Origin of the sequence: Baekduia sp., assembly GCF_035318805.1 — a bacterium.
Taxonomy (GTDB): Bacteria; Actinomycetota; Thermoleophilia; order Solirubrobacterales; family Solirubrobacteraceae; genus Baekduia.
Genome location: NZ_DATHDY010000114.1, coordinates 16,541 through 39,525, shown reverse-complemented (window position 1 = coordinate 39,525; position 22,985 = coordinate 16,541). Strand labels below are relative to the sequence as shown.

The following is a 22,985-nucleotide window of genomic DNA, read 5'->3' as shown; positions in this document are numbered from 1 at the left end:
GGGCGGGTTGCTGACGCTCCTGCGCTTCGCCCGGCGCCACGGGATGCTCAACCGCCGCTACGCGTGGCTCATGGTGCGGCTGGCCTGGTGGAAGCTGCGCCTGCGCGGCCGGCTGCAGCTCGACGGCCCCGCGTTCATCGGCCCCGGCGTGGTGCTCGAGGTCGGCAAGGGCGCCACGCTGCGCCTCGGCCGCTGGTCCTGGCTCGGACACGGCTGCAAGATCCGCGTGCACGAGGGCGAGTGCTCGATCGGCGCCAAGACCGTGATGGGCCAGGAGTGCACGGTCTCGGCGTTCCAGCACGTGTCGATCGGGCGCGAGTGCATCGTGGCCGACCGCGTCATGTTGATCGACTTCGACCACGGCGTCGTGGAGGTCGACCGGCCGATCCGCGAGCAGGGCATCTACAAGCGCGACGTCCGGGTCGGCCACAACGTGTGGATCGGCTACGGCGCCTGCTTCCTGCGCGGCGCCACGGTCGGCGACAACTGCGTGATCGGCACCAACACCGTCGTGACGAAGGACATCCCGTCAGACGCGGTCGTCGCCGGCGTGCCGGCCCGCGTCCTGCGCATGCGCGACGCGCCGCAGACGCTGCGGTGGGCCTGACCGCTCAGGGCACCAGCAGCATCGCCGGATCGGCGTGGGGCGCCAGGTGGCGCACCGCCGGATCCTGCTCGGCGCCGGCCAGGGCCGCGTCCAGCGCCGCGAGGTGGCCCGCCGCGCGCTCGCGCGGGTACGGGCCCGAGATGTCGCGCGTGATCAGGAACGCCCAGTCGCTGGACTGCAGCGCCAGCAGCTCGCGCACCGCGCGCGGGCCTGCGCGTCCCTGCGCGGCGGCGGCCAGCACGCGCAGTTCGGCGTCGCGCGCGGCGAACGCGACGTCGGCGACCTGCGGGCCGTCCCAGGTCCACAGCGTGCGCGGCTCGCCCCAGCTCGAGGGAGCGAGGTCCGTGGGCGCGGCGGCCGGGGGCGTGGCGGCCAGCGCCTCGTCCAGCCCGACGATCTCCAGGCCCGCGCGCTGCGCCTCGTCGAGGACCGCGACGAGCCAGTCCAGCCCCTCGTACCAGTGGTGGCCCAGGAGCTCGGTGTCCAGGGCGCACACCGACAACCCGCCGCCGGCCACGCGGCGCTGCACCCGGGCGACGAAGTCCGCGGCGTCGGCGGCCGCCTGCTCGCGCGCGCGGTCGCGGTCGTAGACGGCGCCGTCGTTGGCCCACGGATGGTGGTGGTGGACGGTCTTGCGATGCGAGTCGCGGTAGGCCGCGGCGCCGGGGTAGCCGCCCGCGCTCCACACGAGCTCGATCGTCTCGCGGTCCAGCGGCGCCAGCAGCGGCCCGTCGGCGGTCGCGAGCGGGCGCAGGGGATCGGGCAGGACGTCGGTGAGGTCGACGCACGTCGCGTGCACGCCGGCCTCCTCGAGCAGCGGATGGAGCCAGGGCGCGTGGCCGCACTCGGGTAGCCACAGGCCGCCGCCCCAGCGACCGGCGCGGGCGCGGTGCGCCTCGATGCCGGCGCGCAGCTGCAGGCGCACCCCGGCGCTGCTCGCCACGAGCGGCAGGACCGCGTGCGTCGCCGCGCTCGTCCACGCCGCGTGGCCCAGCAGGCCCGCGAGCAGGCCACCGGGGCCCAGCGCGTCGAGGCGGTCCGCCGCGCGGGCGTAGTCGCCGCCGGCGCGCTGCACCTCGTCGCCCAGCGCAGGCTCGCCGCCGCCGCGACAGCCCTCCGCGTCGAGCTGGTGGGTGGTGACACGCAGGTCGCGCAGGAAGGTCAGCAGCCGCTCGTGGACGCCCGGCGCCGCGAGCTGGTCGGCCAGCACCGGCGTCACCGAGAGCGTGACCCCGCCGCCCGCGCGCGCGTCGAGCAGGTCCAGCAACGGCACGTACACCGTGGCCGCCGCCTCGAAGAGCCACTCCTCGCCGAACGGCCACGTCCCGAAGCCCTCGACGTAGGGCATGTGGGTGTGGAGGACGATCGCGAGTCGGCCGTCGCCGCTGGACTTGCTCATGAGCGCCGAGACCATACGCCAGTCCGCCAGCCGCAGAAATGAAGAAGGGCCGCCACCCTGAGGGTGAAGGCCCCGCGTCCTTCGTGAGCTTGCGGCCGGCCGGCGACGACGCCGGGCTTGGGCGTCGTCTCGGGGGGCAATCTCAGCGCCGGGCGTGGGGGGCGTCGCGCCCCCCGCGCTCATGACAGCATCGCCCGGAGCTGCATCGGCGCCCAGCCGCGACGGCTAGATGGCCGCACCCCCGCAGCCCGAATAGACGAGCACCTCGCCGAGGAAGTTCTCGGCCGGGACGTTCCCCGTCAGCGCCGCGAATCGGATCTGGTCGACCAGAATCTGGCACGGCAGCGATCCGGCCACGAGACCGCCGCCGAATCCGATGGAGGCTGTGCGAACCGCGGGCGCCCTCGTCGCGGCGCTCGCGCTCGCCGCCGGGACAACCAGGGCGAGTGCGGCCGTGACGGCCGCCAACGCGGCCAGGGGCTTTCGTTGAGACATGACTGGCAGAAACCTCTCCTGAGTGCAGGACGGCCGGGGCCGCCGCCTGTCGATGGTTGACCGCGTGCTGTCCTCCAGCCAAGCCCCGTCGGTGATCCCGTCGATCCTGCTCTCCGCGCGCTCCCCGCGCGCCGTCCCGCGGGACCATTGATGCTGGCAAAAGGATCTACGACAACTCGCTACCGGAGCCCTCGACGTAGGGCATGTGGGTGTGCAGGACGATCGCCAGGCGCGCGTCGGCGCGCGCACCGCTCATGGCCGGCAGACGGCCACGAAGTCCAGCGCGCCGTCGAGCGAGCGGTCAGCGGTCAGCGTGAAGTCGGTGACGGAGATCGCCGGAGTGAACCAATCATAGAAGCGCTTGGTGATCCCCAGCATGGCGTGCACGTCGTCCCACCGCAGCCGCTTCAGCGCGAGCTCGTGGACCGCGAGCTTGCGCGCGTGGAACAGCCCGTACATCTCGACCTCGGAGAAGTGGGCGGCGCAGAGCGCGCGGAACTCCTCGGGCCGGTACTCCTTGACGTGCCACGGGTTCCCGGACTTCTCGGCGCCCTCGGGCGCGAGCGTCAGCACGTTGGGCGTGGAGACGATCACCGCCGGCGATGCGCTGGCGGACACCAGCGCCTTGAACCGCTCCAGGACCTCGTCGGGGTTCTGGACGTGCTCGATGGTCTGCAGGAACACCACGGCGTCGGCGGGCTCGTCGAACGTCTCGACCAGGTCGCGCGCGAAGCGCACGTTGGGCGCGGTGTAGCGCAGGCGCGCGTGCTCGTGGGCCTCCGGGTTGGCGTCGACCCCGACGGCCTCCGCGGCGCGGCCGGCGAGGACGTTGGTGCCGTAGCCCTCGCCGCAGGCCATGTCGATCACGCGCAGGCCGGCCACGCGGTCGCGGATCCACTCGTAGACGACGAGGTGGCGCTGGTACCAGTAGTTCTCCTCGGGCACGTCGGGCAGCGTGCGCTCCCCGGTCAGCGCCAGCGGCGGGACGCCCGGGGGCTGGTCGCGCTGGAGGTACAACTGCGGCTCGGGCTGGTCGGACATAGGCGAGGCGGGCACGGTACACATGCCCGCGACCACCCGCGTTCAGTGGAGGCCGATCGCTAGCATGCCGCGCCTCATGAGCCCCGCCCCCGCCACCGCGGAGGAGATCCGCGACGTCAACGCCCGCTACCACGACGGGGCCGCCGCCGACTACGACGCCAAGTGGGGCATCGACTTCGGCGAGATCGGCCGGACCCAGGTGCTCGGCAAGCTGCGCAAGGCGCTCGACGGCCGCCTGCGCTCCTTCGAGCGCGGCCTGGAGCTCGGCGCCGGCACGGGGTACTTCTCGCTGAACCTGCTGCAGGCGGGCGTCATCACCGACGCGACGTGCACCGACATCTCGCCCGGCATGGTCGACACGCTGGCCGCCAACGCGCAGCGGCTCGGGCTCGACGTCGACGCGCGCGTCGCCGACGCCGAGGCGCTCCCCTTCGACGACGAGTCCTTCGACCTCGTGCTGGGCCACGCCGTCCTGCACCACCTGCCCGATCTCGACCAGGCGTGGCGCGAGATCCACCGCGTCCTGCGTCCCGGCGGCGTGGCGGTCTTCGCCGGCGAGCCGTCGCACTACGGCGACCGGATCGCCAGCGTGCCCAAGCGCGCGGCCACGCACGCCGCGCCGGCGTGGCGCCGGATCATGCGCGCCCACCCCGCACGGGAGGGCCACCAGGACGGCGGCGCGGCCAACCACCAGCTCGAGTCGAAGGTCGACGTCCATGCCTTCACGCCCGAGCAGCTGTCGGCCGGGGCGCGCGCCGCGGACTTCGGCGACGTCCGCGTCCGCGGCGAGGAGCTGCTGGCCAACTGGTTCGGGTGGGCCAACCGCGCCCTGGAGGCGACCGCCGACCCCGAGACCGTGCCGTGGGCCTGGAAGATGTACGCCTTCCGCGGGTACGTGGGGCTGCAGCACCTCGACCGCGTGCTGCTCGAGCCGCGCCTGCCGCCGGCCATGTTCTACAACCTGATGATCACCGCGGAGAAGGCACCTGCGTAGCCCAGCGTCCCGGCCGGCGACGGCGCCGGCGTTCGACACGGCCGCGCAGCTCGATCATCGGTCGGGTGGACCGCTGCGGCTTCCTCAAGCTGTCGTGCCACGCGCGCCGGCGCTAGCCGGCCGACGTGTCGCGGCGCGGGCGCGAGGCCTCGATGACCATGCCCATGTCCGCGTCGCCGTAGCCGGCCTGCGCTGCGGCGGCGAAGCGCTCCCGCACCGTCCGCGCGAGCGCCAGCTCCACCGCGTGGCGGTCGGCCGCTTCGAGGATCAGGTCGGCGTCCTTGAGCGCGTGCTTGAGCGGGAAGGACACGGGCAGGTCGCCCGCGATCATCCCGGGGCCCTTGAAGTGCGCGTAGCCGAGGTCCAGCGAGCCGCCCGCGATCGTGTCGAGGAACAGGTGCGGATCGAGGTCGAGGCCCTGCGCGAACGCGATCGTCTCGGCGATCGCGTCGGTCACGCTGACCACCCAGAGGTTCATCACGAGCTTGAGGCGGCTGCCGGTGCCGGCCTCGCCCAACTCGAGGGTCTTGGATCCGACCGCGTCGAAGAGCGGCGCGAGGCGCTCCAGGGCGTCGGGCGGGCCGGAGGCGAGCACGACGAGCTCGCCGCCTTCGGCCGGACCGCGCGTGCCCAGCACGGGCGCGTCGACGAACGTCAGCCCGTGCTCCTCGGCGAGCGCCGCGAGGCCCTCGGTCCCGTCGATGCCGACCGTGGAGGCCTGCCACCACACCGTGCCCTGCGCCGCGGCCGGCGCCGCCTCGCGCATGACGTCCTCGACGGCTCCGCCGTCGGTGAGCATCGTGACGACGACCTCCGCGCCGTCGACGGCGCTCGCCGGACCGCCGGCCACGTCGGCGCCGTGCTCGGCCAGCGGCCGAGCCTTCTCGGGCGAGCGGTTCCACACCGACACGTCGTGGCCCGCCTGCGCGAGGTGGCGTGCCATCGGCGCCCCCATGATGCCCGTGCCGAGGAAGGCGATCTTCATACCCGTCGCACTACCCCGCCCGGGCGGCGAGGTACCCGACCCGGGCCGCGAACCGAAACGGCGCATGCGCGCCGATCGCCCCACCTACAATCGGCCCATGGGCAATCAACTGGAGGACTTCCCGCTCTTCCCGCTCGGTCTCGTGGCCGTCCCCCACGAGGTGGTTCCGCTGCACATCTTCGAGGACCGCTACAAGGAGATGATCGCCGAGTGCCTGGACGAGGGGCGCGAGTTCGGGATCGTCTGGGCGGCCGAGGACGGGCTGCGGTCCAACGGCTGCGCGATGGAGGTCGTCGAGGTGCTCGAGCGCCACGAGGACGGCCGCCTCGACATCCTCACCCGCGGAACGCGGCCCTTCCGGATCCTCGAGGAGCACTTCGACCACGAGTACCCCGCGGGCGAGATCGAGTTCCTCGACGACAAGGTCGAGCCGCCCGACACCCCGACCGTCGACGCCGCGCACGAGGCCTACGGGAGCCTCGTCACCGAGGCCACCGACAAGGTCCTGGAGCCCGAGGTGCTGGAGCCGCTCACCGCCTACGAGATGGCCGCGACCGTCGACTTCGGCCCGGACGCCAAGCAGGGGCTGCTGGACCTGCGCTCCGAGAACGCGCGGCTGCGGCTGCTGACCCGGCTCTTCCGCGCGGCGGTCAAGCGCTTGGACTTCATCGAACGCGCGCAGGCTCGGGCGCGGTCGAACGGGAAGGTTCGCTTCGGCTGAGGCGCGACGGCAGCTCGCCCTGCGCCGCCAGCCACGAGCCGGCGAGGATCAGCAGCAGCCCGCCGATCGTCCCGAGCGTGAGGGACTCGTCGAGCAGCACGACGCCGTAGATCACGGCGAACGCCGGGGCGACGTAGGCCACCACGGAGGCGCGCGCCGGCCCCACCTCGGCGATCGAGGTGTAGAAGAACAGGAACGCGAGGCCGGTGCCGCCGGCGCCGAGCGCGACCATCGACAGCACGGCGTTGGCGCCGGGCGCCTCGTGCGGGAGCGAGACCAGCGCGACCGGCAGCCAGATCACCGCGCTGATGACGAGGTTGGAGGCAGCGACGCCGACCGGCGGCACGCCGGTGAAGGCGCGCTTGGCGATCAGGACCGCGACGGCGTAGCAGGCGCCCGCGCCGACGATCATCAGGCCGCCGACGAGCGTCTCGACGTCCCCGCTGAGGTCGACGCCGAACAGCAGCACGACGCCCACCATGCCGAGCACGACCCCGACCAGGCCCCAGCCGTGCGAGCGCTCGGCCGGGTCGACGCGGATGGCCAGCAGCGCGACGAACAGCGGCGCGGTCGCGACGAGGATCCCGGCCAGCGACGAGGGCACGTGGTTCTCGCCGAAGGTGATGAGCCCGAACGGCACGACGACCTGGGCGGCCGCGAGCGCCAGCGCCCACCAGCGGCGCTGCACGATCTGGCGCACCGCGCCGGCGCGCATCGCCAGCGGCACGAGCACCAGCGCGCCGAGGATCGTGCGGGCGCAGATGATGAAGCCCTCCGACAGGCCGTCGTCGAGCGCGACCTTGATGAACATGTACGAAGCGCCCCAGAGGGCGGCCGTGAAGGCCAGCGAGAACCAGGCGCGAGGGGACACCGCTGCAGTGTTCCAGCTGCGGACCCCAGCCACGATGATGATGTCTTGTCCGACCCATCAGCGTTGCTGATGGGCCGGCTGACGCCTCAGCGCGGCAGGCCGCAGGCGCCGCGTGCGATGTCGCGCGTGAGCTTGGCCAGGCGGTAGAACGCCTGCGGCTGGCGGGCGCTCGTGTCGCTGAAGGCCACCGTGCCCTGCTCGCTGCGCACGCGGTAGCTGAGCGTCGTGATCACCCCGGGCTTCAAGGCGAGGTGGCGTTGGGCCAGGCCCACCTGCTGCTTGTCCTGGTCGCCGTCGAGCTCGCGCCGCAGCTCGCGCGCGTCGATGAGCTGCGCCGAGGTGATGTCCCGGCGGCCGCCACCGTTGCAGTGGACGCCGCCGTCGTCGGTGATGCGCAGCGTCAGGCGGGCGCCCTCGATCGAGCCCGACCGCTGCACGACGAAGAGGTCGGCCGGCCGCGGGCCGCTGCAGCCGGTCGCCGCGACGAGGGCGAGCAGGAGGGCGAAGGCGTGGGGCGCGCGACGGGGCACGGGCGCATCCTGACCGAGCGCCCGCGCGCCTGCGTCACCGAGGGCCGGGCCTGGCCCCGAGGCCGCCGCGCAATGACCGCGCGGGTCACGCCGCGACGGCCGCGCCGCCGCGGCGCGGGTCGCCCGCACCGGTCAGCCGGCCGCCGGCGCGCTCGACCGCCTGGACGCCGCCGAAGAACAGGTTGCGCGCGCGAAACGGCGCGAGCGTGCGGCCGCCCTCGTCGAGGCCGGTCAGGTCGATGCCCGGCTCCGCGTAGACGACGTCCTGCTCGAGGTGCAGCCGCGGCGCCTCGACCGCTGCGCGCGCCTGCAGGCCATGGTCGACCACGCCGACGACGGTCTGCAGGATCGCCGAGCGGATCCGGTTGGACCCGGCGCTGCCGAGCACGAGCTCCACGCCGGCGTCGCCGAGCACCACGGTCGGCGCCATCATCGACGGCATCCGACGGCCGGGCGGCGCGGTGAAGAACCCCAGCGGGCTGAGGTCCTCCTCGCCCATGACGTTGTTGAGGTGGATGCCCGTCCCGGGGACGACGAGGCCGGAGCCCTCGCCGTTGGTGCACGTCACCGAGCAGGCGCGCCCGTCGCCGTCGAGGACCGCGACGTGGGTCGTCGAGCCCAGCTGCGCGGCCAGGAAGCGCTCCAGGAAGCCCTCCTCGGGAAGTCCGGCGTCGAACTCCGGCGTCCGCGCGGCCTGGGCCACCGCCATCGCCGCGACCAGGTCGGCCGGGCTCGGCGGGCCGGCCGTCGCATCGAGGTGCGCGAGCGCGAGCGCGAGGAGCGCGCCGCCGGCCGACGGCGGCGGGTTGGTGACGACGGTGCGCCCGCGGTACCGCGCCCGGGCGGGCTCGCGGGTGATCGCGCCGTAGGCGCCGAGGTCGTCGGCGCACAGCGTCCCGCCGTGGCGCGCGACCCAGTCGGCGGCGGCGGTCGCCACGTCGCCACCGTAGAACGGCGCGGCGCCCTCGGCGCCGAAGCGCGCGATCGTGTCGGCCAGCTCCCCGGAGCGGAAGACCTCGCCCGTGCGCAGCACGTGGCCCTCGGGCGCGAACTGGGCGCGGGCCTCGGGCGTGGAGAGCAGGATCCCTTCGAGGATCTCGAAGACGTAGGCCTGCGCCGCGTTGAGCGGCACGCCGGCGCGGGCCAGCTCGGCCGCCGGCGCGGCGAGGTCGGCGAGCGGCAGCCGGCCCCAGCGGCGCGCCGCCTCCTCAAGGCCGGCGGTCGTCCCCGGCACGCCGACCGCCGACGCGCCGACGTGGAAGACCTGGTTGGCGTCGCCGAAGGAGACGTCGACCGGCAGCAGCGCGGCGCGGTCGCCGTCGGCCGGCGCGGCCACGAAGAAGTCCAGCAAGGTCGGGACCTCCCCCGCTCCCGCGACGAGCAGGTAGCCGCCGGCGCCGGGGCCGGTCAGCAGGGGCTCGGCGGTCCAGGAGGCCAGGCAGGCGGCGATCGCCGCGTCGACGGCGTTGCCGCCCGCGCGCAGCACGGCGGCTCCCGCCTCGGCAGACACCGGATGGCCGGCGGCGACGATCCCCTCCATCGCGCGGATGGTGTCACGCCGGGCCCGCGGCGGTGTTCGTGCAGTCGCACTGCGAGATCGTCCGGCCGACCGTCCGATCGGACGATGGCGTCGCGTGCCACGACGGTCCGGAATGTGTGAAGTGCTGTATTCCGCCGTCGCCGCGCTTGATGGGGACGGTCGGGGAGGCCCCCGTCAGACCATGCGCGTCGTGATCGCCGATGACCACGAGACCTACCGTCTCGGCCTGGCGCGGGCCATCCGCCGCTTCGGCACGCTGGACCTGGTCGGCGAGGCCAGCGACGGCCTGCAGGCGCTGGAGATCGTGCGCGAGGCGTCCCCCGACGTCGCCCTCCTCGACGTGCGCATGCCGGGTCTCGACGGCCTCGAGGTCGCGCGCCGGCTGCGTGAGCTCGGCGGCGTGCACGTCGTGCTGCTGACCGGCAGCGCGACGGAGTCGCTGACGGCCGCCGCACAGGCGGCGGGAGCCCGCGCGCTGCTGAGCAAGGACCTGGCGCGGGACGACATCTGCCGCTGCTTGCTCGACCTCCGTTGAGCAGCTATAAGGCGGCATGAGCCGCGTCCGGGTGTTCGTCGCAGACGACCACCCCATGTATCGCGAGGGGCTCGTGCGGGCGATCAAGGAGCGCCCCGACCTCGAGCTCGTCGGGGAGTCGTCCGACGGCCGCACCGCCCTGCCCGAGATCCGGCGTCTGACGCCGGACGTCGCCGTGCTCGACGTGCGGATGCCCGGGCTGACCGGCACGGAGGTGCTCAACGCGATCGCCCGCGAGCGGATCGCCACGCGCGTCGTGTTCCTCTCGGCCCACGTCGACAGCGACCTCGTCTACCGCGCGGTCGCGATGGGCGCGGCCGCCTATCTCTCCAAGGAGGCCGACCGCGCGACGATCTTCGACGCCGTCGCCGCCGTGGCGCGCGGCGAGACCGTGCTGTCGCCGGAGGTCCAGAGCGGCCTCGCGGCCCAGATCCAGCTGCGCGAGACCGAGAGCCGGCCGGTGCTGAGCCCCCGCGAGCAGGAGGTCCTGCGGCTCATCGCCGAGGGCCGGTCGGCGCCGGCGATCGCGCGCCACCTGCACCTCAGCCCGTCCACGGTCAAGACGCACCTGCAGAGCCTCTACGAGAAGCTCGGCGTGTCGGACCGCGCCGCGGCGGTCGCCGTCGCGATGCGCTCGGGGCTGCTGGAATGAGCCACCACACCGAGCGGTTCTTCGAGCTGAGCGCCGAGCTGCTGGTCATCGTGGGGCCCGACGGCCGGATGCAGCGCGTCAACGCGGCCTGGACGCGCGTGCTCGGCTACCGCGCCGAGGAGCTGCTCGGCGCGCCGATCGCCGACTTCCAGCACCCCGACGACGTCGCGCGCACCGCGCAGGAGCTCGGCGTCGTCCTCAGCGGGCGGCCGTCGCCCGAGTTCGAGAACCGCTACCGCCACAAGGACGGGCACTACGTGTGGCTGCGGTGGAGCTCGACGGCCGACGTCGAGGCCCGGCTGATCTACGGCGCCGCGCGCGACGTCACCGAGCACGTGGCGACCAGCGCGCAGGCCCGGCGCGCGGTGCAGCGCCTCGAGGAGGCCCAGCGCGTCGCGCACATCGGCAGCTGGGAGGTCGACCTCCGCACCGGTGAGCGGTTCTACACGCCCGAGATGCACGCATTGCAGGCCATCGATCCCGCCGTCGACAAGCCGTGGGGGCTGGACGACGTGCTGGCCCGCGTCGTTCCCGAGCACCACGCCCGGTTCCGCAAGGCGGTGCGGCGGATGTACGCCGAGCCCGGCACGCAGCAGGTCGAGTACCGCATGCACACGCCGAGCGACCGCATGATCCGGACGCTCATGGAGGCGGTCCGCGACGCCGACGGCACGCCGATCCTCGTCCGCGGAACCACGCAGGACGTCACCGAGCTGCGCGAGAACGAGCGCCGCCTGGCGGAGGCCGAGGAGCTCGCCGGCATGGGGAGCTTCGAGTGGCGGATGTCCGACCAGCGGCTGCTGTGGTCCCCCGGGACCTATCGCCTCTACGGCCGCGATCCCGGCGGCCCGCCGGTCGGGCGCGGGGAGTTCTATCGCCTGATGCTGCCCGAGGAGGCGGCGCGGATCCAGACGGTGATGGCCGCGGCCATCGCCGGTCTGTCGGCGTTCGAGTTCGTCTACACCCTGCCCGCGCCCGACGGCACCCGGATCGAGCTCGTCGGTCGCGGCGAGGCCTTCCGCGCCGGCGAGGAGACGTTCGTGCGCGGCACGGTCCAGGACGTGACGCGGCACCGGCGCGCGACCCGCCAGCAGGAGGAGATCGCCCGGCTCGGTCAGATGGCGCTCGGCGGGACCGACCTGCGCGAGCTGTTCGACGAGGTGTGCCGCGTCGTCATCGCGTCGCTGGACACCACGATGACCAGCGTCCTGGCGCTCCAGCCCGACGGCAGCTTCGCGTTCGCCGCCAGCGTGGGCTTCGACAAGTCGACCGGCATCGCCATCCCCGCCGGACGGGAGTCGATCGCCCGAGCGGCGCTCACCGCGCAGACGCCGCTCATCGTCCGCGACTGGCTGACCGAGACCCGCTTCCCCTACTCCCCGCAGCTGTCGCGTAACGGCGTGCGCTGCACGGCCGTGCTGCCGATCCGCGGCCACGACGGCCCGTTCGGCGTCCTCGCGACGCACTCGGTGACCCCCGGCCTGCTCGACGCCGAGCAGAGCTACGCGTTCCTCGAGGCGCTGGCCACCTTCCTCGCCACGGCGATCGAGCGCCTGCGCCACGAGGCCGAGATCGCCGGCCTCGCGTCGCTGCGAGGGCGGCTGGTCGCCGAGAACATCGAGGCCGAGGAGCGCGCGCGCCAGCGCATCTCCGAGGAGCTGCACGACGGCGCGCTGCAGGACCTGCTGGCCGCGCGCCAGGATCTCGTCGAGGCGGCGGGGCCCGATCCCGCGACGCGCCAGGAGATGCTGGACTACGCGCGCCAGGGGGTCGAGCGGGCCGTCGAGCGGCTGCGCGAGGCGGTGCACGCGCTGCATCCGGTGGTGCTCCAGCACGGCGGCCTGGAGGCCGCGGTGCAGGCGGCGGCCGACCAGGCCGCGCGCCAGGGCGGCTTCCTGCCGGCGGTCAGCGTCGACGCCGCGGCGGCGGGCCTGCGCGACGAGCTGGTGATGTCGCTGGCGCGCGAGCTGCTGACCAACGCCGCCAAGCACGCCCGCGCCGACGTCGTCCACGTGGCCGTGCGCCGCGACGACGGCGCGGTGGTGCTCGAGGTCTCCGACGACGGCGTGGGCCTCGACGAGGAGGCGGTCACCGCCGCGCCGCTGAACGGGCACATCGGCCTCGCGTCGCTGGCGCAGCGCGTCGAGGCGGTCGGCGGCACGCTCGACCTCCAGGCCGGCGACGGCCACGGGACGACCGTGCGCGCCCGGCTGCCGATCGGCTGACCTCAGCGCCGGGGCAGCTCGAGCGTCGCGATCACCGCGCGGTGGTCCGAGCGCGGGATCACGTGGACCGACACGTCGCGCGCGGCGATCCGCGGGTCCACCAGCACGTGGTCGATCGTGATCTCCGGCGGCAGGTGGCGCCCCGCGGGCCAGGTGGTGTCGTAGCCCTCGCCGGTGGCGTCCGCGGCGTCCACGTAGCCGGCGCGGCCCTCGAGGAGCCGGCGGAGCTCGGCGTGGTCGAGCGTCGCGTTGAAGTCGCCGAGGACCAGGCGCAGCGTCGGGCTCGTCAGGTCCGGTCGCGGGATCTCGCGCAGCATCGTGCGCCAGGTGCCGACCTGGCCGTTGATCGGCGGTGGCGGGTGGACGGCCCCGACCTCCAGCGGCGGCGCGCCCGGGACGGTCAGCGCGGCCCGCGGCTCGGCGAGGAGGTCGACGGCGTTGGCCTGCGGCAGGCGCCGCAGCGGCCGGCGCGAGAACAGCCCGGTGCCCGCGGCGCCGGGACGAGCATCGACGTCGCGATGGGGAAGCAGGCGGCGCAGACCCGCGGCGTCAAGGCGGCGCAGCGCCTCGGGCGTCAGCTCCTCCAGGGCCAGGACGTCGATGCGGTGGCGGGCCACGAGGTCGACGACCGTGCGCGCGTCGCCGCGGCCGACGTACAGGTTGGTCGTCATCACCCGGAGCGCGACGCCGTCGCCGATCGCCGGCTGCGGGCCCGCGACGGCGCGCGGCAGCAGCGCGAGCGCGAACGCCACGACCGCCGCCGCGCAGGCCAGCGCGACGAGCCAGCGGCGCAGGGCCAGCGCGAGGAGCAGCGGCACCGGCGCCGTCAGCCCGACGTACGGCGTGAACGCCAGCGCCGGCAGCACCCGGCCGCCGGTCTCCAGGCCGAGGCTCCGCACGATCGCCCACACGAGCCACGGCGCGGCGATCGCCAGCGCGACGGCCGTGCGCCGTGGGTCACGCATCCGCAGACGAGCGAGGGCCCGCGCACGGCGCGGGCCCTCGAAGGATGCTGACCGATCGCTGTGGCGATCTAGCGGCGCGGCAGGAACTCCGGCACGTCGAGGTCGGAGACCACGCCGCCGCGGCGGGCGGCGATGGGCTCGCGCTCACGCTCGGGCCCACCCACCCGCGCGGGCGTGCGGCGCTCGACGCGCGGCTCGCCCGTGGGCTCCTCCATGCGCGGCTCGGGACGGCGCTTGGGCTTGTCGCCGTAGCGCGTCGCGACCACCGTCACCCACACCTGGTCCTCGAGCTTCTCGTCGACCATGGCGCCGAAGATGATGTTCGCGTCCGGGTGCGCGGCCGCGGCGACCGCCTTGGCGGCCTCGTTGACCTCCCACAGCGAGAGGTCGCGACCGCCGGTGATCGAGAGCAGGATCGACCGTGCGCCGTCCATGCTCGTCTCCAGCAGCGGCGAGGACACGGCCTGCTCGGCCGCCTCCAGCGCGCGCTTGTCGCCCACGCCCATGCCGATGCCCAGCAGCGCGGCGCCGGCCTCGGACATGATCGTCCGCACGTCGGCGAAGTCGAGGTTGATGATGCCCGGCAGCGTCACCAGGTCCGACACGCCCTGCACGCCCTGGCGCAGCACGTCGTCGGCGACGCGGAACGCGTCGACCATGGACGTGTGCTTGTCCAGCACGCTGAGCAGGCGGTTGTTCGGCACGACGATGAGGGTGTCGACCTCGGCGTGGAGCGCCTCGATGCCGGTGTTGCCGGCCTGCGCGCGGCGGCTGCCCTCGAAGCCGAACGGCTTCGTGACGATGCCGACAGTGAGCGCCCCGATCTCGCGGGCGATGCGCGCCACGATCGGCGCGGCGCCGGTGCCGGTGCCGCCGCCGGCGCCGGCGGCGATGAACACCATGTCGCTGCCCTTCAGCAGGGACTTGATGCGGTCGTACTCCTCCATCGCGGCCTGGCGGCCGAGCTCCGGATCGGATCCGGCGCCCAGCCCGCGGGTGATCTGCGGGCCGATGTGCAGGGTGAGGTCGGCCGTCGACTGCTGCAGCGACTGCAGGTCGGTGTTGATCGCCAGGAACTCGACGCCCTGGACCTCGGCCTCGACCATGCGGTTGATCGCGTTGACGCCGGCGCCGCCGACGCCGATGACGCGGATGATCGGCTGGCCGACGACGGGCTGACCCCAGGGAGAGGGCGGCTCGACGCGGGCGTACGCGTCGTGTGCCGGGGCGGGCTCGGGCGGCGGGGTCGCCGCGCGGACCTGCTCGCGCTCCGGGGTGGGCGGCGCGAGCATGTCGTCCGGGATCTCCGACGAGAACGCGTTGCGCAGCCGCTCCTGGGCGGAGGGGGCGCGCGGCGCCTCGGCGCGCGGGGCCTCGCCCTCCGGCGGGGCGCCCAGCGACGGGTGCGGGTAGCCGGTCTCGCGCGGGTGCGCGGGCGGCTCCTGCGGACCGCGCTCGAGCAGCGGGTCGATCTCGCGGCGGCGTGCGGCGGCCGGCGTGGCCGGCGGCACCTCGGGCACCGGAGCCTGACGCGCCGGCTCGGGGGCCTGCGCCTGCGGCGCGGCGGGCGCCTCGGCCCGCGGGGCTTCCCGCGCCGGCTGCTGCGCGGGCGCCTCGGGGGCGTTCGCCTCGGCGGCGGCCTCCGGCGTCTGCTCGTCTTCGTCGGTGCGACGGAAGAGCGCCGCCAGGGGGCCCTCCCGCATGCTCGCGCGCTTACCGCTGGCCATTGGCGAGAACCTCCGTCGCGAGATCGCGATAGGACTGGGCGGCCATGCCGTCCGGATCGTACTTCAGGACCGACATCCCCCGGACGGGGGCTTCCGCGAAGCGGATCGTCTTCTTGATCCGCGATGCGAAGACTCGGTCGCCGAAGTTCTCCTCCAGGATCTGGATGGCCTCTTTGGCGTGGACGGTGCGGGTGTCCATCAACGTCGGCAGGATGCCCTCGATCTGGACGTCCGGGTTCAGGTTCTCCCGGATCATCTGGAGGGTGTTCTGCAGCTGGATCAGGCCCCGCATAGAGAGATACTCGCACTGCACGGGGACGATCACCTTGTCGGCGGCCGTCAGGGCGTTGATCGTGAGCAGCCCGAGGCTCGGCGGCGTGTCGATGCAGACGAAGTCGTAGTCGTCCTCGACCAGCTTGAGCGCCTTCTGCAGGGAGCGCTCGCGGCCGATCTGCGCGGACATCGCGATCTCGGCGCCGGCGAGGTCGATCGACGCGCAGGCGATGTCGATCTCGCGCTTGCGGATGACGTCGCGGATCGAGTGATGGTGCACGAGGACGTCGTACATCGACGTCTCGACGGTATCGGGGTCGATCCCCTGCGACATGGTCAGGTTGCCCTGGGGGTCCATGTCGATGCAGAGGACGCGGTTGCCCTTCTCCGCGAACGCCACGGCGAGATTCAGCGTGGTCGTCGTCTTGGCGACGCCACCCTTCTGGTTGGCGAAGGCGATGACCTTCATCGTGCGATCTCCCTCTTCACGGAAGCCTCGGTCGTGGTCGGTTCGGGACCCATCGTGGGCGGTATTCGCAGCCGTGGACGGGATTCCTCCGTCGCGCGTGGGGTTAGCATCGCCGGCGGATGGCGCACCCGACCGTCACGGGCCCCGACGGCGAGGAGGAGGCGCGGCGCCGCTACGCGCGGACGTCGACGGTGGTGCCGGGCTTCGGCGCCGCCGCGGGCGCGTGTGCGGCGCCCGGCGCGTGGGTGTCGTCGACCTGCGGGCCGGCCCCGCGGCCGCCCTGGGCGTTCGCCGCCGCCGTGACGGCGCGGGCCGAGGCCGCGGCGGTCGCCGCGACGGACGGGTGGTCGTCGTCGGCGTGCGACAGCGCCTCGATGAAGTCGCCGTCCACGAAGGGCTTCGGCGGCTTGGTGAACGCGCGCTGGATGAGCACTTCGGCCAGCGACGGCGCTCCAGGCGGCAGGCTGGGCGAGAGCGACATGGCCCGAGGAGCATCGGCCCCTGGGCCGTGACCTTGAGCGTGGTGCCGGAAACGTGGACGCGGGTAGGGTGCGCAGGGCCCGATGCGGGACCTCCTGGCCAAACCGCTGCTCGTCGTCACCGGCAAGGGCGGCGTCGGAAAGTCCACCGTGGCCGCCGCGCTGGGCATGGCGGCCGCTGCCCGCGGCCTGCGCACCATCGTCGCCGAGGTGGCCGCGCGCGACGACGTCTCCCGCACGCTGGCGCCCCGCGGCGCGGACGGGCCGGGACGCAGCTTCGTGGAGCGCGACCTCGGCGACGGCCTGCACCACATCTCGATCGACCCGGAGTCGGCGCTGGAGGAGTACCTCAAGGACCAGTTGCCGCGCGGCGTCGCCGACCTGCTCGCGGCGTCGCGCATGTTCTCCTACCTGACCGCCGCCACCCCCGGCCTGCGGGAGCTGCTGACGGTCGGCAAGGTCTGGGAGCTCGCGCAGCCCGACCGGCGCACCCCCGGCGCCCATCCGTACGACCTGGTGATCCTCGACGCGCCCGCCACCGGGCACGGCGTCGCGGTGCTGACCGCACCGGGCACCTTCGCCGACGCGGCCCGACTGGGACCCGTCGCCCGCCAGGGCGGCATCATCCACGGGATGCTCGCCGACCCGCAGCAGACCGGCATCGTCGCGGTGGCCGCCCCGGAGGAGATGCCGGTCAACGAGACCCTGGCGCTCCAGCGCACGCTGCGCGACGGGCTCGGCCAGCCGCTGGCCGCGGTCGTGGCCAACGGCGTGCTGCCCGCGCGGTTCACGAAGGCCGAGGGCGAGGCGCTGGCCGCCGCGCCGCCCTCGGGCCCGATCCGGGCCGCCCGCGCCGAGGCGGCGCGCTCGCGCGGCCACCGCGCCCAGCTCGCGCGCCTGCGCCGCGGCGTCGGCTCGGACGTCGAGGTCCGCTCGCTGCCGTTCCTGTTCGCCACCACCTTGGAGACGCCGGAGCTCCAGCGACTCGGCGAGGAGCTCGTCCGGTGAACATGTCTGAGCTGCTGGCGGGCAAGCGCGTCGCGATCTGCGCGGGGTCGGGCGGCGTGGGCAAGACCACCACCTCGGCCGCGATCGCCATGGGGCTGGCCGCGGAGGGCGCGCGCGTGTGCGTCGTGACGATCGACCCCGCGCGCCGGCTGGCCGACGCGCTCGGCATCGAGCAGCTCGGCAGCGACCCGCGGCGCGTCGACGACGCGCGCTTCGAAGGCCACGGCATCGCGATCCAGGGCGAGCTGTGGGCGATGATGCTCGACCCCAAGCACACGTTCGACGAGCTGATCGAGCAGCTCGCGCCCGACGAGAAGACGCGCGACGAGATCCTCGCCAACCGGATCTACCGCGAGCTGTCGGGCGCGGTGGCGGGGTCGCAGGAGTTCACGGCGGTCGCCAAGCTCTACGAGCTCGACCGGTCCGGGCTGTTCGACGTGATCGTGCTCGACACGCCGCCGTCGCGCAACGCGCTGGACTTCCTCGACGCGCCGGACCGCCTGACCGGCTTCCTGGAGGGGCGGGCGCTGCGGCTGTTCCTGGCGCCGTCGGGGCTGGCGGCGCGCGTGGTGGGACGCGGCACGAGCGTCGTCTTCTCGGTGCTGCGCCGGGTGACCGGCGTCGACCTGATGGACGACCTGAGCGTGTTCTTCAGCGCGCTGAGCGGCGTGATGGACGGCTTCCGCGAGCGCGCGGCCGGGGTCAAGGCCCTGCTGTCGGATCCGGCGACGACGTTCCTGATCGTGACCTCGCCCGAGCGCGAGCCGGTCGAGGAGGCGATCTTCTTCCGCGGCAAGCTGCGCGAGGCGTCGATGCCGTTCGGCGGGCTGGTCATCAACCGCGTACACCCGCTGGCTGACGGCGACGCGAGCGACGAGGTCGACGAGACGGCGCTGGCCGCCGAGCTCGGCGGCGACGCGGCGCTGGCGCGCAAGGTGGCGCGGACGCTGCGGGAGTTCCGGGTGCTCGCGCGCCGCGACAGCGCTTCCGTGGCGCGGCTGACGCGCGAGCTCGACGAGCCCGACCCGATCCTCGTGCCCCACCTCGACGGCGACGTGCACGACGTCGACGGGCTCGTCGCGATGCACCGCCATCTGTTCGCCGACGCGGCGCGGCGCGCAGAGCTGCTGGACGAGGCGGCGTTCTGAGCGGTGAGCGCACCGGACGGACGGCGCCGCCGCTGGCGGTGATCTGCTGGCCGTTCGACCGCGGGACGCCCGACGTCGGGATGGGCGCGGGCGCTGCGCTGCTGGCCGCCGACGCCGAGCTGCACGCGCGCCTGGAGGACGCCGGGTGGGCGCCGACCGTGCAGCGGGTGATCGCCGCGGATCCGGACACCGGTGAGGTCGCCCGGATCTTCGACCTGCTGCGCGGGCTGGCGACCGACGTCCGCGCGGCGCGAGCGCGTGGCGCGTTCCCGCTGGTCCTGGCGGGCGGCTGCATCAGCGCGGCGGCGACGGTCGCGGGCGCTGCGGGCGGAGACGCGGCCGACGTCGGCGCGGTGTGGCTCGACGCCCACGCCGACCTCGACACGCCCGACGACAACCTGTCGGGGTCCATGGACGTGATGGCGCTGTCGCTGCTGACCGGCGGCGTCTGGGGCGCGGCCCACGCGACGATCCCCGGCGCGGTCGTCGTCGGCGAGGAGCGCGTGGCCCTGCTCGGCGTGCGCGACCTGGCGCCCTACCAGCGCGACCGCGTCCAGCGCAGCTCCGCGCACGTGGCGCCCGCCGCGTTCGACGCCGAGGCGTCGGCGTGGGCGATCGCTCACCTCCCACGCCGCCGGTACCTGCACGTCGACCTGGACGTGCTCGACACTTCCGTCGGCCACGCCAACCGCCACGCCGCGCCCGGCGGCCCGGCGCTGGACGCCGTCCTTGCCGCGATCGACGACACCTTCGCCGGCGGCGAGGTGATCGCCGCCGCCCTCACCGCCTACGAGCCGCCGAGCGATCGCGACGGCTCGATCCTCGCGGCGGCCCGCACGATCGCGACGCACATCGGCCTCCGGGCGCGCGAGCAGACCTGAGCACAGTGTTAAGGGGTCTGACCCCGTCACGACTTCGCCACTTCGTCGCGGGGTCTGACCCCGTCACGACTTCGCCATTTCGTCGCGGGGTCTGACCCCGTCACGACTTCGCCACTTCGTCGCGGGGTCTGGCCCCTTGACACGCGGGGCCGGCCGTCAGCCCCAGCGGATGGTCTCGCAGCCGGTCGCGCGGTCGCCGTGGTCGACGTAGGCCGTGTCGAGGCCAGGGCCGCAGTCGATGCGGTCGTGGGAGCCGTCGGCGGCGGCGCGGATCGTGTCGTAGCCCGGACCGGCGCGCACGGTGTCGGCGGCGCGGCCCGGGCGGATCGCGTCATCGCCGGCGCCGCCGACGATGGTGTCGGCGCCGTCGTCGCCCTGGAGCACGTCGTCGCCAGGGCCGCCGTCGAGGAAGTCCGGCCCGCCACCGCCGTAGATGGTGTCCTTCCCCGGACCGCCGAACAGCAGGTCGGGTGCAGCCGTGCCCGGCTCGCGGTCGCCCCACAGGAGGTCGTCGCCCGCGTCGCCGGCGAGCACATCGCCGTCCTGGCCGCCGAGGAGCTTGTCGTCGCGGGCGGTGCCCCGGCGCGCCTGGCCGCCGGCGCCGGTCAGGATCACCGTGCCGGCCTGCGGGCTCGGAGGCGCGACCAGGCCCTCGGTGATGTGCTCGCACCGCGCCGCGGAGCCCAGGCGCTTGAGCAGCGCCCGATCCGCCCGGCCCGCGGCGGTGCTTGCCGGGTCGACGATCACCGTGTCGTCGCCCGCGCCACAGGACACGGAGCGGTCGGTGCCGCCGTCGTCGAGCCCGAGGACGTCGTCGCCCGCGCCACCGCTCAGCACGTCGCCGCCGCTGTTGCCGGCGAGCGTGTCGCTGCCGTCACCGCCGCGCAGCTCGTCGGGGCCCGAGCCGCCGGTGAGCGTGTCGTCGCCGCGCCCGCCCTCGAGCCGGTCGGGCGCCTCCCCGCCCTGCAGCACGTCGGCGCCGTCGCCCCCGAGGAGCAGGTCGTGCCCGAACCCCGCCGACACGTGGTCGTCGCCGGCGCCGCCGCTGAGCCGGTCGTCCCCCGAGCCGCCCGTGAGCTCGTCGCGCCCGGCGCCGCCGCGGAGGTCGTCCCCGGCGGTGTCGCCGAACAGCTGGTCGTCGCCCGGGCCGCCCTCGAGCACATCCGGCGCCTCGTCGCCGTGCACGACGTCGGCCCCCGCCCCGCCGAACAGCCGGTCGCTGCCGGTGCCGCCGAACAGCCGGTCGTTCCCGTCCCGGCCGCTGATGCGATCGCGCCCCGCGCCGCCGCTGAGCCGGTCGGCGCCGGGGCCGCCGGCGAGGTCGTCGGCGTGCGCGCCGCCGCGCCGGACGATCCCCCGCGGCGTGGCCGTGCGGGTGGCGCGGGCGGCCCGCGCGACGGCCGCCCCCGCGCTCGCCTGCGGCGCCGGCCCCGCCGCGACCTGGCGCAGGACCGTCGGGCAGCTCGTCGCGCGATCGGCGCCGTCGAGGCTCACCGCATCGGCGGCATCGCAGCGGACGACGTCGGCGCCCCCGCCGTCGAAGGCGCCGATCGCGTCCGCGCCGCGCCCCCCGGTCAGCGTGTCGCGACCCGGCCCGCCGAAGACGAGGTCCGTCGCGCCCCCTCCGTCCACGCGATCGTCACCGGGACCGCCGGTGAGCGTGTCGGAGCCGGCGCCGCCGATCAGCGTATCGGGGCCCTGGCCGCCGACCACGCCCTCGACGTCGGCGCCGACCCGGTCGTCCTCGCCCGGCTCGCCGTCGCCGATCTCCCCGTCCAGCGTCACGGCGACCGGTGCGGTCCGAGTCGAGTAGTCGGCCACGTCGGCCAGACCGGGACCGCCGACGAGGAGGTCGGCCCCCGAGCCACCGTCGAGCCGGTCGTCGCCGTCGCCGCCCGAGAGCAGCTCGTCGGCCGCCGTCCCGGTCAGCGCGTCGTCGAACGCGCTGCCGAGCACGCGCTCCACGCCGCGCACGTCGTCGCCCTCCCCCAGCACGCCGTCGTCGCCGGCGGTGCCCGGGGCGGCGACCTCCAAGGACGGGTCGAGCGTCACCGTGACGCCCGATGGCGATCCCGAGTAGTCCACCGTGTCGACGCCCGGGCCGCCGAGGAGCAGCGTCGGCCCCGCGCCGCCGGCCAGCATGTCGTCGCCCGCGCCGCCCTCGAGGCTCTCGACGTCGGACCCCACGTCGTCGCCCTCGCCGGCCTCGCCGTCGTCGGCGACGCCGTTCTGGGTGATGGAGACCCCGGACGACCGCTCGCCGTAGGTGACCCGGTCGCTGCCGGCGCCCCCGGTCAACCGATCGGCGCCCCCGTCCGGCACGAGCGTGTCGTTGCCGCCGGCCCCGTCGAGGACGTCGTCGCCACCGCCGCCCGTGAGCATGTCGGAGTGCGGGCCGCCGGTCAGCGTGTCGTCGCCGGCGTCGCCGTCCTGCCGGACGCTGACGCCGCCGCCCACCAGCCGGTCGGCGCCCTCGCCGCCGCGCTGGGTGTTGCCGCCGCTCAGCACGTCGGCGCCGGGGCCGCCGTCGAGCACGGTCGTGGACCCGGTCGCCGTCAGGGTGTCGTCGCCGGCCGCGCCGAGCAGCGTCGCCCCCGGCCGCCGGTGAGCCGGTCGGCGCCGGGCCCGCCGTCGACCGTCGGCCCGAGCGGCTCGTCGCCGACCACGATCGTGTCGTCGCCCGCACCGCCGAGGATGCTCGCGAAGCGCCCGCCGGCGACGTCGTCGTGCTCGCCTGCCGCGCCGTCGTCGGGACCGTCGCTGATCGAGACGTGTACCGGCTCGACGGAGCCCGAGTAGTCCATGATGTCGCCGGCGCCGCCGGAGGCGAACCGGTCGGCGCCCGGTCCCCCGACGAAGCGATCCGGCCCGACGCCGCCGACGTACTCGTCGTCGCCGGGCCCGTCGAGGAACGTCGTGGGGCCCTCGTTCTGCACGCGGAACGTGTCGTCGCCGGGGCCGTCGTGGAGCACGATCGGACCCTTGAAGCCGTTGTTCGTGAGGCCCGATGCCGCGACGAGCAGAGCCACGGAGTCGTTCCCGGCGCCGCTGTCGACCTCGATCGCCGTCGGCGGGTCGCACATCACCTCGGACGACGCGCCGCCGGGCGGCGCGTGACACCGCTCGCCCGCCACGACCACCGGCGTCGACGCCTCGAGGCGCATGCGTTGCGTCCCGTCGGCGAGCAGCACGAGGAGGTTGTCGTGGGCGTCGTCGGCGTCGGTGATCCGCAGGACGCCGTCGGCGCCCTCGGTCGCGGTGACCCCGTACGCGGGCGCCGCGACCAGGGCGGAGGCCAGGATCGCCACCGCCACCATCCACCGCACCGCACCCCTGACCGGACCTGACACGCGAGGTGCAGCCTACCGGCCGCGCGCGCAGACCTCAGCGGATGGCAGACCTCAGCGCTCCTAAAGGGGTCTGACCCCTTCATGAAGGGG

The 22,985-nt window shown here is 74.7% G+C and carries 22 protein-coding genes; 9 read left to right on the top strand and 13 right to left on the bottom strand.

The window, feature by feature from the left end; translation table 11 throughout:
* The first annotated feature begins 7 nt into the window (after positions 1 to 7).
* On the top strand, positions 8 to 607 hold the full coding sequence (locus VK501_RS23280) for an acyltransferase (protein ID WP_324341736.1): 600 nt from the start codon (positions 8 to 10) through the stop codon (positions 605 to 607).
* A 4-nt stretch (positions 608 to 611) separates the two neighbouring features.
* Here the strand turns inward: VK501_RS23280 and VK501_RS23275 are convergent, their stop codons facing one another.
* The 3 genes from VK501_RS23275 to VK501_RS23265 all read right to left on the bottom strand — a co-directional run bounded on the left by VK501_RS23275 (position 612) and on the right by VK501_RS23265 (position 3,557).
* A complete protein-coding gene (locus VK501_RS23275; protein WP_324341734.1) occupies positions 612 to 2,006 on the bottom strand; it encodes a 1,4-alpha-glucan branching protein domain-containing protein in 1,395 nt (464 codons plus the stop codon).
* Between the two features lie 225 nt (positions 2,007 to 2,231).
* Complete coding sequence (locus VK501_RS23270) at positions 2,232 to 2,474, bottom strand: hypothetical protein (protein WP_324341733.1); 243 nt, start codon at positions 2,472 to 2,474, stop codon at positions 2,232 to 2,234.
* A gap of 279 nt (positions 2,475 to 2,753) precedes the next feature.
* Positions 2,754 to 3,557, bottom strand: a complete 804-nt coding sequence (locus tag VK501_RS23265; protein ID WP_324341731.1) for a class I SAM-dependent methyltransferase — start codon at positions 3,555 to 3,557, stop codon at positions 2,754 to 2,756.
* A 61-nt stretch (positions 3,558 to 3,618) separates the two neighbouring features.
* On the opposite strand from VK501_RS23265, the gene VK501_RS23260 reads away from it, so the two are divergent.
* The gene (locus VK501_RS23260) at positions 3,619 to 4,536 is read left to right on the top strand and encodes a class I SAM-dependent methyltransferase (RefSeq protein ID WP_324341729.1); all 918 of its coding nucleotides are present in this window, start codon (positions 3,619 to 3,621) and stop codon (positions 4,534 to 4,536) included.
* A gap of 112 nt (positions 4,537 to 4,648) precedes the next feature.
* Here VK501_RS23260 and VK501_RS23255 read toward each other — a convergent pair whose 3' ends face one another.
* Entirely contained in the window at positions 4,649 to 5,521 is an 873-nt protein-coding gene (locus VK501_RS23255) for an NAD(P)-dependent oxidoreductase (protein WP_324341727.1), read from the bottom strand.
* Positions 5,522 to 5,618: 97 nt separating this feature from the next.
* Between VK501_RS23255 and VK501_RS23250 the strand changes: the two genes are divergently transcribed.
* Positions 5,619 to 6,242 (top strand): LON peptidase substrate-binding domain-containing protein, encoded by a 624-nt coding sequence (locus VK501_RS23250; protein ID WP_324341725.1) that lies wholly within the window; start codon positions 5,619 to 5,621, stop codon positions 6,240 to 6,242.
* Here VK501_RS23250 and VK501_RS23245 read toward each other — a convergent pair.
* The 3 genes from VK501_RS23245 to VK501_RS23235 form a co-directional block, all read right to left on the bottom strand.
* Positions 6,187 to 7,113 (bottom strand): DMT family transporter, encoded by a 927-nt coding sequence (locus tag VK501_RS23245; protein ID WP_324341723.1) that lies wholly within the window; start codon positions 7,111 to 7,113, stop codon positions 6,187 to 6,189. The two genes, VK501_RS23250 and VK501_RS23245, sit on opposite strands and share 56 nt — an antisense overlap.
* Positions 7,114 to 7,199: 86 nt before the next feature.
* Positions 7,200 to 7,643 (bottom strand): hypothetical protein, encoded by a 444-nt coding sequence (locus tag VK501_RS23240; protein ID WP_324341721.1) that lies wholly within the window; start codon positions 7,641 to 7,643, stop codon positions 7,200 to 7,202.
* 85 nt (positions 7,644 to 7,728) lie between these two features.
* Positions 7,729 to 9,183, bottom strand: a complete 1,455-nt coding sequence (locus VK501_RS23235) for a gamma-glutamyltransferase (protein WP_324341719.1) — start codon at positions 9,181 to 9,183, stop codon at positions 7,729 to 7,731.
* A gap of 190 nt (positions 9,184 to 9,373) precedes the next feature.
* On the opposite strand from VK501_RS23235, the gene VK501_RS23230 reads away from it, so the two are divergent.
* Genes VK501_RS23230 through VK501_RS23220 form a run of 3 tightly spaced genes read left to right on the top strand, consistent with a single transcriptional unit; the run spans position 9,374 to position 12,595 of the window.
* The gene (locus tag VK501_RS23230; RefSeq protein WP_324341717.1) at positions 9,374 to 9,718 is read left to right on the top strand and encodes a response regulator; all 345 of its coding nucleotides are present in this window, start codon (positions 9,374 to 9,376) and stop codon (positions 9,716 to 9,718) included.
* A gap of 16 nt (positions 9,719 to 9,734) precedes the next feature.
* Positions 9,735 to 10,370 (top strand): response regulator transcription factor, encoded by a 636-nt coding sequence (locus VK501_RS23225; RefSeq protein WP_324341715.1) that lies wholly within the window; start codon positions 9,735 to 9,737, stop codon positions 10,368 to 10,370.
* Positions 10,367 to 12,595, top strand: coding sequence for a PAS domain-containing protein (locus VK501_RS23220; RefSeq protein WP_324341713.1), 2,229 nt, complete (start codon positions 10,367 to 10,369; stop codon positions 12,593 to 12,595). Before VK501_RS23225 ends, VK501_RS23220 begins: the two co-directional genes overlap by 4 nt.
* A 2-nt stretch (positions 12,596 to 12,597) precedes the next feature.
* On the opposite strand, the gene VK501_RS23215 is transcribed toward VK501_RS23220, so the two are convergent.
* The 4 genes from VK501_RS23215 to VK501_RS23200 form a co-directional block, all read right to left on the bottom strand.
* Entirely contained in the window at positions 12,598 to 13,560 is a 963-nt protein-coding gene (locus tag VK501_RS23215; protein ID WP_324341711.1) for an endonuclease/exonuclease/phosphatase family protein, read from the bottom strand.
* A gap of 68 nt (positions 13,561 to 13,628) precedes the next feature.
* Positions 13,629 to 14,852 (bottom strand): cell division protein FtsZ, encoded by a 1,224-nt coding sequence (gene ftsZ / locus VK501_RS23210; RefSeq protein ID WP_414641199.1) that lies wholly within the window; start codon positions 14,850 to 14,852, stop codon positions 13,629 to 13,631.
* A 421-nt stretch (positions 14,853 to 15,273) separates the two neighbouring features.
* Positions 15,274 to 16,029: an AAA family ATPase gene (locus tag VK501_RS23205; RefSeq protein ID WP_324341706.1), complete on the bottom strand. Its 756-nt coding sequence runs from the start codon at positions 16,027 to 16,029 to the stop codon at positions 15,274 to 15,276.
* Between the two features lie 172 nt (positions 16,030 to 16,201).
* Positions 16,202 to 16,510, bottom strand: coding sequence for a hypothetical protein (locus VK501_RS23200; protein WP_324341704.1), 309 nt, complete (start codon positions 16,508 to 16,510; stop codon positions 16,202 to 16,204).
* 82 nt (positions 16,511 to 16,592) lie between these two features.
* On the opposite strand from VK501_RS23200, the gene VK501_RS23195 reads away from it, so the two are divergent.
* From VK501_RS23195 to VK501_RS23185, 3 genes are read left to right on the top strand one after another with little or no spacing between them, the layout of a single operon-like run.
* Positions 16,593 to 17,516 carry an ArsA family ATPase gene (locus VK501_RS23195; RefSeq protein ID WP_324341703.1) on the top strand — a complete coding sequence of 308 codons (924 nt, stop codon included), beginning with the start codon at positions 16,593 to 16,595 and terminating at the stop codon, positions 17,514 to 17,516.
* 2 nt (positions 17,517 to 17,518) lie between these two features.
* Positions 17,519 to 18,664, top strand: a complete 1,146-nt coding sequence (locus tag VK501_RS23190; protein ID WP_324341754.1) for an ArsA family ATPase — start codon at positions 17,519 to 17,521, stop codon at positions 18,662 to 18,664.
* Between the two features lie 38 nt (positions 18,665 to 18,702).
* The gene (locus VK501_RS23185; RefSeq protein ID WP_324341701.1) at positions 18,703 to 19,545 is read left to right on the top strand and encodes an arginase family protein; all 843 of its coding nucleotides are present in this window, start codon (positions 18,703 to 18,705) and stop codon (positions 19,543 to 19,545) included.
* A 156-nt stretch (positions 19,546 to 19,701) separates the two neighbouring features.
* Here VK501_RS23185 and VK501_RS23180 read toward each other — a convergent pair whose 3' ends face one another.
* The gene (locus tag VK501_RS23180) at positions 19,702 to 22,080 is read right to left on the bottom strand and encodes a hypothetical protein (protein ID WP_324341699.1); all 2,379 of its coding nucleotides are present in this window, start codon (positions 22,078 to 22,080) and stop codon (positions 19,702 to 19,704) included.
* Positions 22,081 to 22,100: 20 nt separating this feature from the next.
* Complete coding sequence (locus tag VK501_RS23175; RefSeq protein WP_324341697.1) at positions 22,101 to 22,895, bottom strand: hypothetical protein; 795 nt, start codon at positions 22,893 to 22,895, stop codon at positions 22,101 to 22,103.
* Positions 22,896 to 22,985: the final 90 nt, after the last annotated feature.

Bases quoted from the DNA above. Each gene is read 5' to 3' on its own strand.
- VK501_RS23275 (WP_324341734.1), bottom strand. From the start codon at position 2,006: ATGAGCAAGTCCAGCGGCGACGGCCGACTCGCGATCGTCCTCCACACC.
- VK501_RS23260 (WP_324341729.1), top strand. From the start codon at position 3,619: ATGAGCCCCGCCCCCGCCACCGCGGAGGAGATCCGCGACGTCAACGCC.
- VK501_RS23255 (WP_324341727.1), bottom strand. From the start codon at position 5,521: ATGAAGATCGCCTTCCTCGGCACGGGCATCATGGGGGCGCCGATGGCA.
- VK501_RS23250 (WP_324341725.1), top strand. From the start codon at position 5,619: ATGGGCAATCAACTGGAGGACTTCCCGCTCTTCCCGCTCGGTCTCGTG.
- VK501_RS23235 (WP_324341719.1), bottom strand. From the start codon at position 9,183: ATGGAGGGGATCGTCGCCGCCGGCCATCCGGTGTCTGCCGAGGCGGGA.
- VK501_RS23225 (WP_324341715.1), top strand. From the start codon at position 9,735: ATGAGCCGCGTCCGGGTGTTCGTCGCAGACGACCACCCCATGTATCGC.
- VK501_RS23220 (WP_324341713.1), top strand. From the start codon at position 10,367: ATGAGCCACCACACCGAGCGGTTCTTCGAGCTGAGCGCCGAGCTGCTG.
- VK501_RS23215 (WP_324341711.1), bottom strand. From the start codon at position 13,560: ATGCGTGACCCACGGCGCACGGCCGTCGCGCTGGCGATCGCCGCGCCG.
- ftsZ (WP_414641199.1), bottom strand. From the start codon at position 14,852: ATGCTCGCGCCGCCCACCCCGGAGCGCGAGCAGGTCCGCGCGGCGACC.
- VK501_RS23205 (WP_324341706.1), bottom strand. From the start codon at position 16,029: ATGAAGGTCATCGCCTTCGCCAACCAGAAGGGTGGCGTCGCCAAGACG.
- VK501_RS23200 (WP_324341704.1), bottom strand. From the start codon at position 16,510: ATGTCGCTCTCGCCCAGCCTGCCGCCTGGAGCGCCGTCGCTGGCCGAA.
- VK501_RS23195 (WP_324341703.1), top strand. From the start codon at position 16,593: ATGCGGGACCTCCTGGCCAAACCGCTGCTCGTCGTCACCGGCAAGGGC.
- VK501_RS23190 (WP_324341754.1), top strand. From the start codon at position 17,519: ATGTCTGAGCTGCTGGCGGGCAAGCGCGTCGCGATCTGCGCGGGGTCG.